Origin of the sequence: Microbacterium lacticum, from assembly GCF_006716815.1 — a bacterium.
Lineage (GTDB): Bacteria > Actinomycetota > Actinomycetes > Actinomycetales > Microbacteriaceae > Microbacterium > Microbacterium lacticum.
Genome location: NZ_VFPS01000001.1, coordinates 674,348 through 691,263, shown reverse-complemented (window position 1 = coordinate 691,263; position 16,916 = coordinate 674,348). Strand labels below are relative to the sequence as shown.

16 protein-coding genes are annotated in these 16,916 nt (G+C 70.7%); 7 read left to right on the top strand and 9 right to left on the bottom strand.

All coding sequences use genetic code 11. The annotated features are described in order from the left end of the window. Window positions 1-5: 5 nt before the first annotated feature. The 9 genes from pyrF to FHX68_RS03255 form a co-directional block, all read right to left on the bottom strand. Window positions 6-902, bottom strand: coding sequence for an orotidine-5'-phosphate decarboxylase (pyrF, locus tag FHX68_RS03295; RefSeq protein WP_141379723.1), 897 nt, complete (start codon window positions 900-902; stop codon window positions 6-8). Then, window positions 899-4,201: a carbamoyl-phosphate synthase large subunit gene (carB, locus tag FHX68_RS03290; protein WP_141379722.1), complete on the bottom strand. Its 3,303-nt coding sequence runs from the start codon at window positions 4,199-4,201 to the stop codon at window positions 899-901. The genes pyrF and carB overlap by 4 nt, the downstream gene beginning before the upstream one ends. Beyond that, window positions 4,201-5,379, bottom strand: a complete 1,179-nt coding sequence (gene carA, locus FHX68_RS03285; protein ID WP_141379721.1) for a glutamine-hydrolyzing carbamoyl-phosphate synthase small subunit — start codon at window positions 5,377-5,379, stop codon at window positions 4,201-4,203. Before carA ends, carB begins: the two co-directional genes overlap by 1 nt. Further along, window positions 5,376-5,969 (bottom strand): PH-like domain-containing protein, encoded by a 594-nt coding sequence (locus FHX68_RS03280; protein WP_141379720.1) that lies wholly within the window; start codon window positions 5,967-5,969, stop codon window positions 5,376-5,378. The genes carA and FHX68_RS03280 overlap by 4 nt, the downstream gene beginning before the upstream one ends. Then, a complete protein-coding gene (locus FHX68_RS03275; RefSeq protein ID WP_141379719.1) occupies window positions 5,966-7,273 on the bottom strand; it encodes a dihydroorotase in 1,308 nt (435 codons plus the stop codon). Before FHX68_RS03275 ends, FHX68_RS03280 begins: the two co-directional genes overlap by 4 nt. Further along, window positions 7,270-8,277 carry an aspartate carbamoyltransferase catalytic subunit gene (locus FHX68_RS03270; RefSeq protein WP_141379718.1) on the bottom strand — a complete coding sequence of 336 codons (1,008 nt, stop codon included), beginning with the start codon at window positions 8,275-8,277 and terminating at the stop codon, window positions 7,270-7,272. The genes FHX68_RS03275 and FHX68_RS03270 overlap by 4 nt, the downstream gene beginning before the upstream one ends. Continuing rightward, complete coding sequence (gene pyrR, locus FHX68_RS03265; protein WP_141379717.1) at window positions 8,274-8,816, bottom strand: bifunctional pyr operon transcriptional regulator/uracil phosphoribosyltransferase PyrR; 543 nt, start codon at window positions 8,814-8,816, stop codon at window positions 8,274-8,276. Before pyrR ends, FHX68_RS03270 begins: the two co-directional genes overlap by 4 nt. Before the next feature lie 83 nt (window positions 8,817-8,899). Further along, entirely contained in the window at window positions 8,900-10,183 is a 1,284-nt protein-coding gene (locus FHX68_RS03260; protein WP_141379716.1) for an amidohydrolase family protein, read from the bottom strand. Between the two features lie 45 nt (window positions 10,184-10,228). Continuing rightward, complete coding sequence (locus FHX68_RS03255; protein ID WP_141379715.1) at window positions 10,229-10,726, bottom strand: DUF4282 domain-containing protein; 498 nt, start codon at window positions 10,724-10,726, stop codon at window positions 10,229-10,231. A gap of 154 nt (window positions 10,727-10,880) precedes the next feature. Here FHX68_RS03255 and FHX68_RS03250 point away from each other — a divergent pair, with 154 nt between their 5' ends. The 7 genes from FHX68_RS03250 (at window position 10,881) to FHX68_RS03225 (ending at window position 16,856) form a co-directional block, all read left to right on the top strand. Further along, window positions 10,881-11,855: an IS481 family transposase gene (locus FHX68_RS03250; protein ID WP_141920038.1), complete on the top strand. Its 975-nt coding sequence runs from the start codon at window positions 10,881-10,883 to the stop codon at window positions 11,853-11,855. Between the two features lie 201 nt (window positions 11,856-12,056). Continuing rightward, the gene (mpaD, locus tag FHX68_RS03245; protein WP_141381265.1) at window positions 12,057-14,201 is read left to right on the top strand and encodes a daptide-type RiPP biosynthesis aminotransferase; all 2,145 of its coding nucleotides are present in this window, start codon (window positions 12,057-12,059) and stop codon (window positions 14,199-14,201) included. A 68-nt stretch (window positions 14,202-14,269) separates the two neighbouring features. Then, the gene (mpaC, locus tag FHX68_RS03240) at window positions 14,270-15,394 is read left to right on the top strand and encodes a daptide-type RiPP biosynthesis dehydogenase (RefSeq protein WP_170219040.1); all 1,125 of its coding nucleotides are present in this window, start codon (window positions 14,270-14,272) and stop codon (window positions 15,392-15,394) included. 28 nt (window positions 15,395-15,422) lie between these two features. After that, complete coding sequence (locus FHX68_RS15120; protein WP_170214284.1) at window positions 15,423-15,584, top strand: daptide-type RiPP; 162 nt, start codon at window positions 15,423-15,425, stop codon at window positions 15,582-15,584. A gap of 48 nt (window positions 15,585-15,632) precedes the next feature. Beyond that, window positions 15,633-15,788 carry a hypothetical protein gene (locus tag FHX68_RS15115; protein WP_170214285.1) on the top strand — a complete coding sequence of 52 codons (156 nt, stop codon included), beginning with the start codon at window positions 15,633-15,635 and terminating at the stop codon, window positions 15,786-15,788. A 70-nt stretch (window positions 15,789-15,858) separates the two neighbouring features. Then, complete coding sequence (locus FHX68_RS03235; RefSeq protein ID WP_141381267.1) at window positions 15,859-16,044, top strand: hypothetical protein; 186 nt, start codon at window positions 15,859-15,861, stop codon at window positions 16,042-16,044. Next, a complete protein-coding gene (locus tag FHX68_RS03225; RefSeq protein WP_229661622.1) occupies window positions 16,041-16,856 on the top strand; it encodes an ATP-binding cassette domain-containing protein in 816 nt (271 codons plus the stop codon). The genes FHX68_RS03235 and FHX68_RS03225 overlap by 4 nt, the downstream gene beginning before the upstream one ends. The last annotated feature ends 60 nt before the right edge of the window (window positions 16,857-16,916 follow it).

Genomic DNA, 16,916 nt, shown 5'->3' with positions numbered 1-16,916 from the left:
GCCCGCTACCGCACCGTGCCGGAGCGCACCGTGCCGGATTGCGACGCGCCGTACAGCGCCGCACGCTCTTCGACTCGCCGCGCGAGGGCCGCGTCGCCGGCGGAGCCGGCCGCGAGGATGCTGCGGCTCTCGCTCGCGACCACCTGCGAGGCGACGTATCCGAAGAGCCGCTGCAGGTCGCCGGGCTCGGCGCCCTGCGCACCGAAGCCCGGCGCGAGAATCGGCGTGCCGGCGAGCACGATGTCGCTGAGACCGTACGCCCGGCGGTCGACGGTCGCGCCGACGACGAGCCCGATCGGGCCGAGTGAGCCGGGCGCGCCGATGTTCCGCGCGGCGACGTCGTGCGCGACGCTCTCGGCGACGCTCTCCCCCTCGTCGTCGACGCGGGCGCGCTGCAGCGTGGATGCCTCGGGATTGCTCGTCGCGGCGAGCACGAACACGCCCTTCTCGTGGGCGGTCGCCATGCTGAACGCCGCGTGCAGTGAGTCGGTTCCGAGGTACGGGCTGAGGGTCAGCGCGTCGCACTCGAGCGGGGCGCCCGGCGCGAGCCACGCGGCGGCGTAGCCGTCCATCGTGGTGCCGATGTCGCCGCGCTTGGCGTCGGCGATGACGAGCAGATCCGCCGCGCGAGCCGCCGCCATCACCTCTTCGAGCGCCGCGAACCCGGCCGCGCCGAAGCGCTCGAAGAACGCGACCTGCGGCTTCACGACGCCCACACGCCCCGCGGCGGCCTCGACCGTCCGCAGCCCGAACTCGCGGACGCCGGCGGCCGAGGCATCCACCCCCCACGCGTGCAGCAGCGCCTCGTGCGGGTCGATGCCGACGCACAGCGGTCCGTACGCGTCGAGCGCGGCGCGCAGCCGCTGGCCGAATCCGGGGCGGCCCGGCTGCGGCTCGCTCACCGGGCGGCTCCGGCGAGGCGCTCGGCGCGGTCGTGGGCGTACTCCTGCAGGCTCCGCACCTCGAAGCCCGAGCGGAGCACCGGCAGCGCGCTCACCGCGGCGCCGAGCACCGCCATCGTGGTGAACAGGGCCTTGTCGGCGGCGACGGCGGCGGCGCGGATCTCGTAGCCGTCCGCCCGCGCGATGCCGCCCGAGGGCGTGTTCACGACGATGTCGATCTCGCCCGCGTTGATGAGGTCGATGACGTTGCGCTCCCCCGACTCCTGCGTCTCGGAGTACTTGTTCACCACGTCGACGCGGATGCCGTTGCGCGCGAGGATCTCGGCGGTGCCCTCCGTCGCGGTGAGGCGGAAGCCGAGCTCCTGCAGCCGGTGGGCGGGGAGGATGACGGCGCGCTTGTCGTCGTCGGCGACGGAGAGGAACACGGTCCCCTCGGTCGGCATGCCGCCGTAGGCTGCGGCCTGCGACTTCGCGAACGCCGTCGGGAAGTCGCGGTCGATGCCCATGACCTCGCCCGTCGAGCGCATCTCGGGGCCGAGCACCGAGTCGACGGTGTGCCCGTCGGCGGTGCGGAACCGCTTGAACGGCAGCACCGCCTCCTTCACGGCGACGGGGGCGTCGAGCGGCACGCGCGAGCCGTCCTGCTCGGGAAGGAGCCCCTCTGCCTTCAGCTCGGCGATGGTGGCGCCCGCCATGACGCGGCTCGCGGCCTTCGCGAGCGGGATGCCGAGGGCCTTCGAGACGAACGGCACCGTGCGCGACGCGCGGGGGTTCGCCTCGATGACGTAGAGCACGCCCGCCGAGACGGCGAACTGCACGTTGAGCAGGCCCCGTACGCCTACGCCCTCCGCAATCGCGAGCGTCGCCTGACGCACGCGGTCGATCTCGGTGCGGCCGAGCGAGATCGGCGGCAGGGTGCACGACGAGTCGCCGGAGTGGATGCCCGCCTCTTCGAGGTGCTCCATCACGCCGCCGACGTACAGCTCGTGCCCGTCGTAGAGCGCGTCGACATCGAGCTCCACGGCGTCGTCGAGGAACCGGTCGACGAGCAGGGGCTTGCCCTCCTCGATGACGACCTCGCCGGCGGTGCGCACGAAGTAGTCGCGCAGGTTCTCGGTGTCGTAGACGATCTCCATGCCTCGGCCGCCGAGCACGAAGCTCGGGCGCACGAGCACGGGGTAGCCGATCTCCTCGGCGATCGCGACGGCACCGGCCTCGTCGGTGGCGGTGCCGTGCCGCGGCGCGAGCAGACCCGCCCGGTCGAGCAGCTGCGAGAACAGCTCGCGCTCCTCGGCGATGTCGATCGCCGCGGGCGACGTGCCGAGGATCGGGTAGCCCGCCTCCTCGATGCCCTTCGCGAGCCCGAGCGGGGTCTGCCCGCCGAGCTGGCAGACGACGCCGAGGATCGTGCCGGACTGCGCCTCTGCGTGCAGCACCTCGAGGACGTCCTCGAGGGTCAGCGGCTCGAAGTACAGCCGGTCGGACGTGTCGTAGTCGGTCGACACCGTCTCGGGGTTGCAGTTGACCATGATGGTCTCGTACCCGGCGTCCGACAGCGCGAACGACGCGTGCACGCACGAGTAGTCGAACTCGACGCCCTGCCCGATGCGGTTCGGACCCGACCCGATGATGACGACCTTGGTGCGCTCCGACGGGGTCACCTCGGTCTCGCGGTCGTAGCTCGAGTAGTGGTACGGCGTCAGCGCGGGGAACTCCCCCGCGCACGTGTCGACGGTCTTGTAGACCGGGCGGATGCCGAGACCGTGACGGATGCCTCGGATCTCGGCTTCGCCGACGCCCCGGAGCTCGGCGAGCTGCGCGTCGGAGAAGCCGTGCTCCTTCGCGACGCGGAGCGTCGCGGCATCCAGTTCGGGGGCCTCCGCGACGAACGCGGCGACCTCGTTGATGAGGGCGATCTGGTCGAGGAACCACGGGTCGATCTTCGTGGCCTCGAACGCCTGCTCGATCGTGGCGCCCTTCCGCATCGCCTGCTGCAGCACCACGATGCGGCCATCGGTGGGCGTCGTCGCGATCTCGAGGAGCTCCTCGACGGAGCGGTCCTCCCGGCCCCAGTGGAAGCTCGACCCGCGCTTCTCGAGCGAGCGGAGCGCCTTCTGCAGCGCCGTCGTGTAGTTGCGGCCGATCGCCATCGCCTCGCCGACCGACTTCATGGTCGTCGTGAGGGTCACATCGGCGTTCGGGAACTTCTCGAAGTTGAACCGCGGCACCTTGACGACGACGTAGTCGAGCGTCGGCTCGAAGCTCGCCGGCGTCGCCTGCGTGATGTCGTTGGGCACCTCGTCGAGGCGGTAGCCGATCGCGAGCTTCGCGGCGAGCTTGGCGATCGGGAAGCCGGTCGCCTTGGATGCCAGGGCCGACGAGCGCGAGACGCGCGGGTTCATCTCGATGACGATGATGCGCCCGGTCGCCGGGTCGACGGCGAACTGGATGTTGCAGCCGCCGGTGTCGACGCCGACGGCGCGGATGATGTCGATGCCGATGTCGCGGAGCTTCTGGTACTCGCGGTCGGTGAGGGTGAGCGCCGGGGCGACCGTGATCGAGTCGCCGGTGTGCACGCCGACCGGGTCGACGTTCTCGATCGAGCAGACGACGACCGTGTTGTCGGCGGTGTCGCGCATGAGCTCGAGCTCGTACTCCTTCCAGCCGAGGATCGACTCCTCGAGGAGCACCTCGGTGGTCGGCGAGTCGCGCAGGCCTGCGCCGCCGATGCGGCGGAGGTCCTCCTCGTCGTAGGCGAAGCCCGAGCCGAGCCCGCCCATCGTGAACGAGGGGCGGACGACGAGCGGGTAGCCGAGCTCCTCGGCGCCGGCGAGCAGGTCGTCCATCGTGTGCGCGATGACCGAGCGGGCGACGTCGGCCCCGGCATCCAGCACGAGCTGCTTGAAGATCTGCCGGTCCTCGCCCTTGCGGATCGCGTCGACCTTCGCGCCGATGAGCTCGACGCCGTAGCGCTCGAGGATCCCCTGCTCGTGCAGGGCCATCGCCGCGTTCAGCGCGGTCTGTCCGCCGAGGGTCGGCAGGATGGCATCCGGCTTCTCCTTCTGGATGATCGTCTCGATGACCGCGGGGGTGATCGGCTCGATGTAGGTCGCGTCGGCGAAGTCCGGGTCGGTCATGATCGTCGCCGGGTTGGAGTTCACGAGGATGACGCGCACGCCCTCCTCGCGGAGCACGCGGCACGCCTGGGTGCCGGAGTAGTCGAACTCGCAGGCCTGACCGATGACGATCGGGCCGGAGCCGATGACGAGGACGGAGGTGATGTCGTCGCGTTTGGGCATTACTTGCTGGCCTCCATGGTCGGGCGGGAGGTGTGCGCGACGACGAGGTCGCGGAAACGGTCGAAGAGGTAGTTGGCGTCGTGCGGGCCGGCGGCCGCCTCGGGGTGGTACTGCACGCTGAAGGCGGGGATGTCGAGGGCGCGCAGGCCCTCGACGACGTTGTCGTTGAGGCCGATGTGGCTCACCTCGACGCGGCCGTAGCCGTTCGGCGAGTCCACCTCGCCCTCGAGCGGCGCGTCGACGGCGAACCCGTGGTTGTGCGCGGTGATCTCCACGCGTCCGGTCTGCTTGTCGAGCACCGGCTGGTTGATGCCGCGGTGCCCGAACGGCAGCTTGTACGTGCCGAACCCGAGGGCGCGGCCGAGCAGCTGGTTGCCGAAGCAGATGCCGAAGAACGGCAGCTTCTCGTCGAGCACGGCCCGCAGGAGCGCGACGTGATCACCGGATGCCGCGGGGTCGCCGGGTCCGTTGGAGTAGAACACCGCGACGGGGTCGATCGCGCGGATGCCCTCGATCGTGACGTCCTGCGGGAGGACGTGCACCTCGAACCCGCGTGCGGCGAGGTTCAGGATCGTCGCCTGCTTGACGCCGAGGTCGAGGACGGCGAGGTTGCCGATCCGCTCGACGCCGTCGGCGGCGGGGGTCACCTGGGCCGCGGCGACGGAGACCTCGGCCGAGAGGTTCTGGCCGCTCATCTCGGGAGCTTCGCGCACGAGGCGCAGCTGCTCCTCGGCAGCCAGCTCTGCGGCCTCGCCGGAGAACACTCCCCCGCGCATCGAGCCGGCCGAGCGGAGGACGCGCGTGATCGCCCGGGTGTCGACGCCGGAGATGCCGACGATGCCGTCGCGGACGAGCGCGTCGTCGAGCGATTCGTCGGCGCGCCAGTTGGAGACGACCCGCGAGGGGTCGCGCACGATGTATCCGGCGACCCAGATGCGGCGGGACTCCGGGTCTTCGTCGTTCATGCCGGTGTTGCCGATGTGCGGCGCGGTCTGCAGCACGATCTGGCCCGCGTAGGAGGGGTCGGTGAGGGTCTCCTGGTAGCCGGTCATGCCGGTGGAGAAGACGACCTCGCCGAGGGTCGTGCCGCGGGCGCCGTAGGCACGGCCGGGGTGGCGGGAGCCGTCTTCGAGCACGAGGACGGCCGGATCGGTCGTGAAGGAGGTGGTGCGGGTCATGCGTCAGGTCCCGTCGGAGTGTCTGTCGGTGAGGTCGCGGGGGTGGAGGGCGTGGCCGGCGCGCCGGGTGCGGCGTCGTCCGGGGCCCCCTCGCGTCGTCGGAGGGTCGCGGCGATCGTGTCGGCGAGGGCGCGGGCGGAGCCGTCCTGCGGGCGCAGGTAGCTGTCGACGGCGACCGCGTCGGAGCCGTCGACGGTGCGCCAGCTGAGGCGCACGAGGCCGCCGGGCTCGACCACGCGGTCGATCGCGACCTGCGCCTGATCGACGGAGTCGATGCGGCCGACGGGCAGGAACAGGCGCGGCTGACCGGTGAGATCGAGCGCGACGCCGCGATCGGTGACCGTGACATCCACGCGGGAGCGGAACCCGAGCCCGCGGATCGCGAGGCGCTCGAGCGGCTCGCCGTGCCGAGTGGTCGCGACGTAGAGGCCCGACGCGCTCGCGACGGTCGCGGCGTCGGGCGGGATCTCGCCGACCGGGGCGGCGAGCCCTGCGTCGCGACGGGTGCGACGACGCCAGGCGATCACGCCGAGCGCGAGGAGCACGACGGCGACGCCGATCATGACGAGGAGGGCGCCTTCGCGGCTCATGCCGGCACCTCCGTCATCGACGCGGCGAGGACGCCGTCGGACACCGTGGGGCGCCCGTCGAAGAACGTCCAGCGCACCTCGCCCGGCAGCTCGCGGCCGAGGTAGGGCGAGTTGACGCTCCGTCCCCGCAGGTCGGCCGTCGTGAACGTCCGTCCGGGGCGCGGGTCGTAGAGGGTGAGGGATGCCGGGGCGCCGGCGACGAGCGGCGTGCCGGCCCGCTCGAGGCGGCCGATCCGTGCGGGGGCGGCGGACATCACACGGGCGACGTCGTTCCAGTCGAGCAGTCCGGTGTCGACGACGGCCTGCTGCACGACGCGGAGGGCGGACTCGAGGCCGACCATGCCGTTGGCGGCAGCCTGCCACTCGCACGACTTGCTCTCGTCGGGGTGCGGCGCGTGGTCGGTCGCGACGATGTCGATCGTGCCGTCGGCGAGGCCCTCGCGCACGGCCTGCACGTCCTCGTCACGACGCAGCGGCGGGTTCACCTTGAACCGCGGATCGTAGCCGCGCACGAGCTCCTCGGTGAGCAGCAGGTGGTGCGGGGTGACCTCGGCGGTGACGTTCACGCCGCGCTTCTTGGCCCAGCGGATGATGTCGACCGAACCGGCGGTGGAGAGGTGGCACACGTGCAGGCGCGATCCGACGTGCTCGGCGAGCAGCACGTCGCGGGCGATGATCGCCTCTTCGGCGACGGCGGGCCAGCCGGCGAGGCCGAGCTCGGCCGAGACGGTGCCCTCGTTCATCTGCGCGCCCTCGGTGAGCCGCGGATCCTGCGCGTGCTGCGCGACGACGCCGTCGAACGCCTTCACGTACTCGAGGGCGCGGCGCATGATGAGCGGGTCGAAGACGCAGAAGCCGTCGTCGCTGAAGACGCGGACGCGCGCGCGGCTGGATGCCATGGCGCCGAGCTCCGCGAGCCGCTCGCCCTTCTGGCCCACCGTGACGGCGCCGATCGGCTGCACGTGCGCGTAGCCGGCGGCCTCGCCGAGGGCGAGCTCCTGCTCGACGACGCCCGCGGTGTCGGCGACCGGCGACGTGTTCGGCATCGCGAACACGGTCGTGAATCCGCCCGCCGCCGCGGCGCGCGACCCGGTGAGGATCGTCTCGGATGCCTCGTAGCCGGGCTCGCGCAGATGCGTGTGCAGATCGACGAGACCCGGGAGGGCGACGAGTCCGTCGGCGTCGACGACGGTGGCGCCCGCGCGGCTGAGGCCGGTGCCGACCTCGGCGATCACGCCGCCGTCGACGATGAGGTCCGCGGCATCCGCACCGTTCAGGCGGGCACCTCTGATCAGGTACGTCATCGCGCGTCCTCCTCGGGTCGACGGGCTCGGGATGCAGGCTCCGGCTCGCGGGCCGCTGCCGCGTCCCGCTCACCGGACAGCAGCAGGTAGAGGGCCGCCATGCGCACCGACACCCCGTTCGCGACCTGTTCGAGCACGGTCGACTGCGGCGAATCGGCGGCGTCGGCGGAGATCTCCAGGCCCCGGTTCATGGGACCCGGGTGCATGACGATGCTACCTTCCGGCAGCGCGTGCAGGCGCGCCGCGTCGAGCCCCCAGCGGCGCGAATACTCCCGCTCAGTGGGGAAATACGCGGCGTTCATGCGCTCGAGCTGGATGCGCAGCATCATGATCGCGTCGGGGGCGGCGGCGATCGCCTCGTCGAGATCGTAGGCGACCTCGACCGGCCAGGCCGAGACATCCTGCGGGATGAGGGTCGGCGGGGCGACGATCGTGACGTGGGCGCCGAGGGTCGTCAGCAGCCACACGTTCGAGCGGGCGACCCGCGAGTGCAGCACGTCGCCGACGATCGTGACGCGCAGGCCGGCGAGGTCGCGCCCGCGGCTTTCCGCGCCGAAGAACCGCTTGCGGATGGTGAAGGCGTCCAGCAGCGCCTGCGTCGGGTGCTCGTGCGTGCCGTCGCCGGCGTTGACGACGCCCGCGGTGATCCAGCCGCTCGTGGCGAGGGTCTGCGGCGCGCCGGAGGCGCCGTGGCGGATCACGACCGCGTCGGCGCCCATCGCCTGCAGGGTCTGCGCGGTGTCCTGCAGCGACTCGCCCTTGCTGACGCTCGACCCCTTCGCCGAGAAGTTGATGACGTCGGCGGAGAGGCGCTTCGCGGCGGCCTCGAAGGAGATGCGCGTGCGGGTGGAGTCTTCGAAGAAGAGGTTGACGACGGTCTTGCCGCGAAGAGTCGGGAGCTTCCGCACCTCTCGCGACTGCGTGTCGCGCATGTCCTCGGCGACGTCGAGGATCTGCAGGGCTTCGTCGAGTCCGAGGGTCTTGGTGTCGAGCAGGTGCCTCATGCGCCGATCGTCACCGCCTCGAATGCGTCGACCTCGGCCAGCTGCACGTTGACCCGCTCGCTGCGGGCGCTCGGCAGGTTCTTGCCGACGAAGTCGGGACGGATCGGCAGTTCGCGGTGACCGCGGTCGACGAGGATCGCGAGGCGCACCGCGGCGGGGCGGCCGATGTCGTTCAGGGCGTCGAGCGCGGCGCGGATCGACCGACCGGAGAAGAGCACGTCGTCGACGAGCACCACGGTCTTGCCGTCGATGCCGCCCGCGGGGATCGAGGTCGGGTGCGGGGCCCGGGTCGGGTTCCGGTGCAGATCGTCGCGGTACATCGTGACGTCGAGCGCGCCGACCGGCACGGAGACACCGGCGATGTCGGCGAGCAGGCCGCCGATGCGTTCGGCGAGCGTGACGCCGCGGGTCGGGATGCCGAGGAGGACGAGATCCGCGGCCCCCTTGTTGGACTCGAGGATCTCGTGGGAGATCCGAGTGAGGGCACGGGCGATGTCGGCGGCGTGCATGACGGTCCGAGACGACTCGGGCATGACCATGCGCAGCTCCCTTCTCCGCCTCACGGGACGGGGTTAAAGGTTGCGGATGACTCCCACTCTAGCCGGTCGATCCGGCCTGCACGTCACGACGCGGGCGTCTCGGCGGGCGACTCTTCGGACGGCTGGGTGGGCGAATCGGTGGTCGACTCGGCGGGCGTCTCGTCGGCCGAATCGGCGGAGCGCGAGCGACCGCGCTTCGAGGCGGAGGACGCGAGGCGGGTGAGCATCTTCTCGAGCAGTTCGGTGCGTCCCGCGAAGTCGCGGATCTGCTGGTCGAACGCGTCGAGGTCGAGCGCGCGGCCGTCGCGCCACGTGCCGCGCACCTCGATGTCCTTCTCGATTCGCGCCGGATCGACCTGATACGGATCGGCGGAGAGCACCGTGAAGTCGGCGCGCTTGCCGGGCGTGATCGAGCCGAGGTCGGGGCGACGGATGTGTTGGGCGGCGACGACGGTGTGCGCGCGGAGCGCGTCGTCGAGGCTCATGCGCTGCTCGGGCCCGTGCTCCTCCCCCGAGAACGTGTGGCGCGTGACGGCCGCCTGGATGTTCCGGAGCGGGATCGGCGGGCTCACGGAGCCGTCGTTGTGGAAGCTGACGGATGCCCCGGCATCCACCGCATCGGCGAAGCGCTGCCACTGCGAGCCGATGCGGTGCGGGAAGAGCGTGCCGTCGAGGACGTCGCCCCAGTAGAGGAACTGGAACGGCGCCATCGAGACCGCCACGCCGAGCTTCGCGGCGCGCTCGAACTGGTCCTTGCGCGCACCGCCGACGTGCTTGACGCGCCAGCGATGATCGGTGCCCAGCAGCGCGCACCGGGTGAGCTCGCGCTGGTAGGAGTCGAGCACGACGTCCAGGGCGTAGTCGCCGTTCATGTGGACGGCGAACTGCCAGTCGTCGTCGCTGAAGCTGTCGAGGAGGTCGTCGAGCTCGGCGGGCGTGTAGTTGAGGGCGCTCTCGCGCGTGGGGCCGACGGCGATGCCGGCGGCGTGCACCGTCTCGTTGTCGAGGTAGGGGTAGGTGGCGGCGATATTCCCGACCCAAGGCGACCCGTCGGCCCAGATCTTGAGCGCCGTCACGTCGTCGTGGGTGCCGTAGCCGACGTACGGGGCGATCCAGTGCGTCGGCTCCATGCAGACCATCCCGCTGAAGAGCGGATGACTGTGTGGATCGATGAAACCGGGGAGGACGACGTCGCAGCCGAGATCGACCACCTCGGCGCGCGGATGCGCGTCGCGGAGGTCGGAGAGCGCGCCGACGGCGACGATCTTCCCAGAGCGGCTGTCGACCGCGATGGCTTCGACGCGAAGCGCGTCGTCGTCCATCGTGATGATCGCGTTCGAGGTGACGATTCTGTTCGCGGCGCTCATCGCCTCATTCTCACCGGTCGGTTGGGCGCGCACCAGGGGCGCTGGTCAGCGGCGCAGGCCGCCCTGCTCGACGAGCGTCGTCGTGTTGCTCGCCGTGCGGATCGCGGCCGCGTAGAACTCGAGCGTGATGCGGGCGAAGATCAGGTAGACGAGCCCGATGAGCGGTCCGAGGATCAGAATGACGAGCCCGAGCCAGACGCTCGAGGTGAACGCGCTGATCACGGCGATGATGTAGCCGATCACGAGGAGCACGGTGATGAGGCCGTACAGCACGCCGAGGACCTTCGTCGTGATGAACTTCGAGAAGCTGTAGTCGAACAGCCCGGCGAAGAAGCCCGGCGTGCCGACGTCGGAGATGCTGGTGCCGAACGACTGGGCCGCGCCGCTCGCGACGTTCTCCCACTGGTTGCCGGCGTTCGGGGCTTGACTCGAGGGCGGGGTCTGACCCGCATTCGGGGTCTGACCCGGGTTCGACGGCGGAGGCGTGGAGCCCGACCCCGATCCGGGCTGCGGCGGGACGGGAGGAATGTGCTGATCACTCATGTCGACTCCTTCGAGAGAGGCCGGTGCGGCTGCCCCGGTCGTTCTGCGGCTCACCCTAGATGTACTGACCCAGATCGTTGTTGACGTAGGAGAGACCTCCGGGGTCGAGTTGGAGCTGTCTAAGTTCTTCAGCTCAAACGCACGGAGGTCTCTCTTGTCTCACGCTAATGCCCGGCTGACTCCGGCCGGCCGGTTGATCATGGTTCAGCGCATCCAGTCGGGGCGTGCGGTCGCGCATGTTGCCGCGGAAATGGGGATCTCCCGCACGACCGCGTGGCGGTGGTGGCGCAGGTTCCGGGAGTGCGGCCCGGCGGGCCTGATCGATCGTTCCAGCGTCGCCCGCTCCCACCCTCGCCAGACCAAAGCGTGCGTGGAGGCGAGGGTGCGGATCATGCGGCACCTCACTCGGCGTGGGCCGGTGTTCATCGCTGACAAGCTCGGCTTGCAGGCCTCAACGGTCGGTAGGGTGTTGCGCCGCCACCACGTGCCGTTGCTGCGGGAGCTGGACCCGGTCACGGGGTCCGTGATCCGCGCGACCCGCCGATCCGCGCAGCGTTACGAGCATGATCATCCCGGGTCCCTGATCCACGTTGATGTGAAGAAACTCGGCCGTATCCCCGACGGCGGCGGATGGCGTCTGCATGGCCGCGGGCAACGTCCTGCGCGCAAGCGGGGCCTGGGTTACGACTACGTGCACACCGTCATCGACGACCATTCCCGAGTTGCTTACGCGGAGATCCACGACGACGAGAAAGGCACCACCGCGGCGGGCGTCCTCGACCGCGCGATCGCGTTCTACGCGCGCCTCGGCGTCACAGTCGAACGCGTCATCAGCGACAACGCGTTCGCTTACCGCCACTCGGCCGCGTTCAAGGCCGTGGTCGACGCGCACGGCATCCGACAGCGGTTCATCAAACCGCACTGCCCCTGGACCAACGGGAAAGTCGAACGCCTCAACCGCACCCTCGCCACCGAGTGGGCCTACGCCCGCCCCTGGAGCTCGAACGACGACCGAAAAGCAGGGTTGACGACCTGGCTCGACTACTACAACCTAGACAGGCACCACCTCGGCATCGGAGGCAAAACCCCCATCGACCGAATCAACAACGGTCGAGGTCAGTACACCTAGACCCGCGCCCTCCCCGGGCGTCAGGTATGACGTCGGAGGACGGCGTGTCGCCCGCCCGGCTGGCGGGTCACCGTCATCGGATGTCCCGGTCCGGTACGCGCGCAGCAGGTGAGAGGACTCTCATCGCACGACGATTGTTTCCACCCTAGACCGGGCTTTTTTCGAGCCGCGATGTCCGACCCCCTCGGCAGAATGGGCGGTATGGACCTCCTGTCGCACCCGCTCGAAGGCCTGCAGTCGCGGGTCGCGGGGCTGGTGGCGGAGTGCGCGTCCACACGCGCCCTGCAACGGGCGAACGAGCGCGAGCTCGGGGCGCAGCTCGCGGCGCTCGCGGCGCTGCAACGACTCGTCGAAGCGCTCCTCGTCGACGCCACCGGCGAGGTCGTGCGGCGCTCGGAAACCGCCGTCCGCGACGAGCGGATGACATCGCACCTCGGATGCCGGAACGTCACCGAACTCCTCGAAGAGACGACACGGGTCTCCACCGCGACCGCCGGCCGGTGGCAGCGCGCCGCCAAAGCGGTGCGCCCTCAGGTCTCGGACCTGACCGGCGAGCTGCTCGCGTCCGACTTCCCCTCCGTGCGTGCGGCGATGGTCGACGGAGTGATCGGTGTCGACGGCATCCTCGCGATCACCGGCCCGCTGCAGGAGACCGCGCCGCGGGTGTCGACCGAGGCGCGGCACGCGGCCGCGGATGTCGTGGTGGCCGAAGCCCGCGGCGAAGGCCCCGACGGTGCGCCGCCGGCCTGCGCCGCGGTGCTCGCGATCCACGCGCAGACCTGGTCGGTCGCCCTCGATCAAGACGGCTCCGAGCCGCGCGAGCGCGCGGCGGTCCGGAAGCGCTCGTTCGTCCTCGGCACCGCGACGCCGCACGGCGTACCCGCTCGAGGAATGCTGCTGCCCGAGGTCGCGGCGCAGCTGCAGACCATCTTCGACGCGCAACTCGCTCCCGCGGTGCAGTTCGACGACCCCTTCGCGCTCGACGAGAACGGCGAGCCGCTGCCCCTGCCCGCCGTGGACGACCGCACGCGCGCGCAGAAGCAGCACGACGCCCTCGCCGCGGCTCTCGGCGTCGCGGCATCCAGCGGTCAGCTGCCCACCATCGGCGGGCACGCGCCCACCCTCGTCGTCTCGGTCGCCGACGACGGGCGTTGCGTGGTCTCGGCGCACGGCACCACGGTGCAGATGGCCGATGGGAGCCGGCTGGTGTGCGGGACGAGCGGGCTCTGGAACGTGAATCTGGGCTACGGGGATCCGGCGATCGCGGCCGCGATCGCCGAGGCGACGACGGCCTCCTCCTACGCGGGGGTGTTCCGCTATGAGAACGTCTACGCTCGACGGGCGGCGGAGGACCTGATCCGCCTCACCGACGAGCGCTTCGACACGGTGGTCTTCACCACCTCCGGCGGGTCGGCCAACGACGCCGTGCTCAAGATCGCCCGCCAGTTCTGGGCGCTGCGCGACATGCCCCACCGCAAGATCGTCGCCGGACTCGAGCAGAGCTTCCACGGCCTCACCTATGGCGCCTTCGGCCTGACCGGAGAAGATCTCGGTCGCAGCCTCTACGGTGCCGAGACGCGCCTGGTGCGGCACATCCCGGCGAACGACGTCGACGCGTTGACGGCGCTGATGTCGCGTGCAGGCGGCACGATCGGCGCGCTCGTCGTCGAACCCGTGCTCGGCACCGGCAACACCGTGCTGACGGCGGAGTTCGTCGAGGCGCTCGGTGCGGCCCGCGACGCCCACGGCGTCCTGCTCGTGGTCGATGAGGTCGCCACCGGCTTCGGCCGCACCGGGCCCCTGTTCGCCTCCTCCGAGTGGCCCTGGGCACCCGACCTGCTGGTCACCTCGAAGGGCCTCAGCAACGGCACCTCCGCCATCGCGGCGATCCTGGTCGCCCCGCGCGTCGCGCGCACCTTCCACGATGCCGGGGCGGTGCTCGTGCACGCCGAGACCCAGGCCGGCAACGCCGCATCGTGCGCCGCGATCTCCGCGACCGTGCAGCGCTTCGCCGAACTGGACGCCCTGGCGCGCGGCGCCCGGCTCGCCGCCCGCCTCGACACCGCAATCGACGATCTGATCGCGACGACGCCGAGCATCACAGGGGTGCAGGGCAGGGGATGCTTCCGCGCCCTGAGCCTGTCGCTGCCGGACGGCTCCGCGCTGCCACAGGCACAGGTCCCGGACGTCGTGGCCGCGCTGCGCACGACGGGCCGGGTGATCGTCCATCCCGGACTCGCCGGTATACAGCTCGCCCCCGCTCTAACCATGACCGATGACGCCCTCGCCGCCCTCTTCGCGGGCATCCGGATCGGCCTCGCCGCCTTCGCCGCACGCACATCGTGAGTTACGCCCCGACACTGACGGCGTGGAGCGCCGCCGCGCACGCACTTTTGACCGCGCGTGCGGGCGACGTGACCGTGCTGGTCGACTCCGGTGTGCCGGAATCCGCGCCGTTCCTGACTACGGTGGGCGACGTCATCAGCTCTCTGGGCAGGAATCCCGTCGTGCGCCGGGTGGCGCCGCACGCCGGTCTGGACACGGTCGCGCAACTGCATGACCTCATGTCGACGTCGGCGGCGACGGTCGCGATCGGCGGGGGGAGCCTCCTGGATGCCGCCAAGCTCGTTCGGCTATGGGCGCAGCGCGGCTTTCGAGAACGGCTGACGGCGCGCACGCGCAGTGGATTCGTGGCCCTGCGCCCCACCATGGCGCAGCCTGCGACGGTACTTGTTGCGGTGCCGACGACACTCGGCACCGGCAGCGAGTCGAGCTCCGTCGCCATCGCCGACGTAGCCGGAAGGCGGCGTCTGGTCAGTGGTGCGCATCTGCGGCCGGACTCCTGCGTGCTGCTCGGCGATGCGGCGTCCACCCTTCCCGATCCCCTGCAACGCGAGGGCGTCGTGGAGGTTCTGCTCCGCCTCGCGAGCTCGTTCGTCGGCGATGTCGACGGCGATCCGCTGCGAGACGCCCTGGTGCCGACGTTGTGCCGTGGGGTGATCGACGTGCTGCACCGCGACCTCGGCGACGCGGCGCGCCACCTCGTGCTCCGTGCCGGGGCACTGAGCCACCACGGCGAGCTGCCCCAAGGCAACCCGTACGGCGCCCGGGCCTGGTACGTCGGCACGGAGCTGTCCGCCGTGCTCGGCCTGCGCAAGATGGCGGTGCTGCCCGCCGTGACCATTGCGGCCTGGCGGCTGATCGAAGCGGGCGACGAACGCTGGGGTTCCGCGCAGCGTCTGGAGGCGCTGCGCGGACAGCTGGATGCCTCGGGGAGGACGGCTTCCGACTGGCTGACTGGACTCCTGCAGGGCGCGGGACTGGCGACGACGATCGGCGTCCCCGCTGCGACCGTGCCCGCGCTGGCCGAGCGGACCCTGCGCCATTGGGGGCAGGGGCTTCCCATGCTGCCCGATCTCGAGCCCGCCGACGTGCAGCGCCTTGTGCGCGACGCGTCGCGTCCCCCACGTCCACTCCAGCGACTATCGATGTCGTCGCGGGTGGCGACCCCGGTGCCATCGATCCCGTCGGCGCTCTGACCCGACTGAAGATGGAGGAGGTGAACACATGGAAGCAAGTACCCCTGGACTGGAGCTGGCTATGCAGGAGCTCGAGGCCCTCGAGGCGCCCGGTTGGTGGACTGCTGCGGGCATCGCTGCCGGCGTCGTCGTGACTGGTGCTGCCGTTTACGGCGGATGGGCCGCTTCGGCGGCTCTCATCGCGACCTGAGTCGCGACCGACCATCACAGGATCTAGACGACGACGGAGGTGAAATTCATGACCGCAACCACGCTTGAGATGGGCCTGCAGGAGCTCGAAGCTCTTGAAGCGCCCGGCTTCTGGACCGGTTTCGCCATCGGTGCCGGTGTCGTCGGTGCTGGCGTCGCCGGTGCCGGGTTGTACCTTGGTGCCGCCGCGCTCGTGGCCACCTGATGAACGGGCGGTGCCGTGTCGAAGGGCGCGGCACCGCCCTCAGCGCCCTGTTTGAGAGGAAACGAAAATCATGAACAAAAATCCCACCCTGTCGATTCTGCTGATCTTCGTCAGCGTCCTGGTCATCACCGCCGCGGTGGTCGCGGTGGTCGTGACCGGTCCGATCCGCTGGATCGCCCTCGGCGTGGCCCTCCTCGCAGCCGTCGCCGCCGGTGCGACCCTCTTCGCACTGCTAAAGGGGAGCCAGCACCTATGACCTCGCCCCTCGTCGCCTCTCATCTGTCGAAGACCTATAAAGGTCGCGCCGCGGTTGACGACGTCAGCTTCGCCGGGCGGTCTGGACGCGTGCTCGGCCTGCTCGGGAAGAACGGTGCAGGCAAGACGACGACTATCAAGATGCTGTTGGATCTGGTCCGTCCGGAGCGGGGGACCGCCGAGATCAACGGACGGCCGTATTCGACCACCGTCGACGCCGCCCGCCACGTCGGGGTCGCCCTCGACGACATGTCGTTCCTGCCGGGGGCCACGGTGCGCTTCGAGCTGGGCGTCTGGGCGACGACGATCGGCTGGCGGCCTCGTTCCTCACGTTCCGTCGACGGGACCTTCGGTGAGACGCACTCCTTCTCTCGATCGCTCCGCGGCGGTCGCGGCGGACCCGCCGCGACTGTCGCGGGAGATCGAGCTACTCCCTCCGATGGTGGTCAGCTGCCCACCATCGGCGGGCACGCGCCCACCCTCGTCGTCTCGGTCGCCGAGAGCGACCTCGCCTCCGGCGCCGGGTACGCGCACGCAGACGGCTGCGCCCAGCCGGTGAGCGGCTCGGTCGCCCGGCACATCGCCTGCGGCGGGGTCATCCAGCGCATCGTCAGCCGCTCGAACGGACGCATCGTTGCGATCGGCACCGAGGAGCGGGTCTTCAATCGGCATCAGCGCCGCGCGATCGCCCTGCGCGACGGCGGCTGCGTCATTCCCGGCTGCGCCACCCCGGCCGGATGGTGCGAGATCCACCACGTCACCGAGCACGCCCGCGGTGGGCCGACGCACACCGACAACGGCACAAGTTGTTAAGGGCACCTTTTTCAGCGCCCAGCGCCCGTTTAGTCGCCCTGGGTTTGTCGAAGAGCCTTG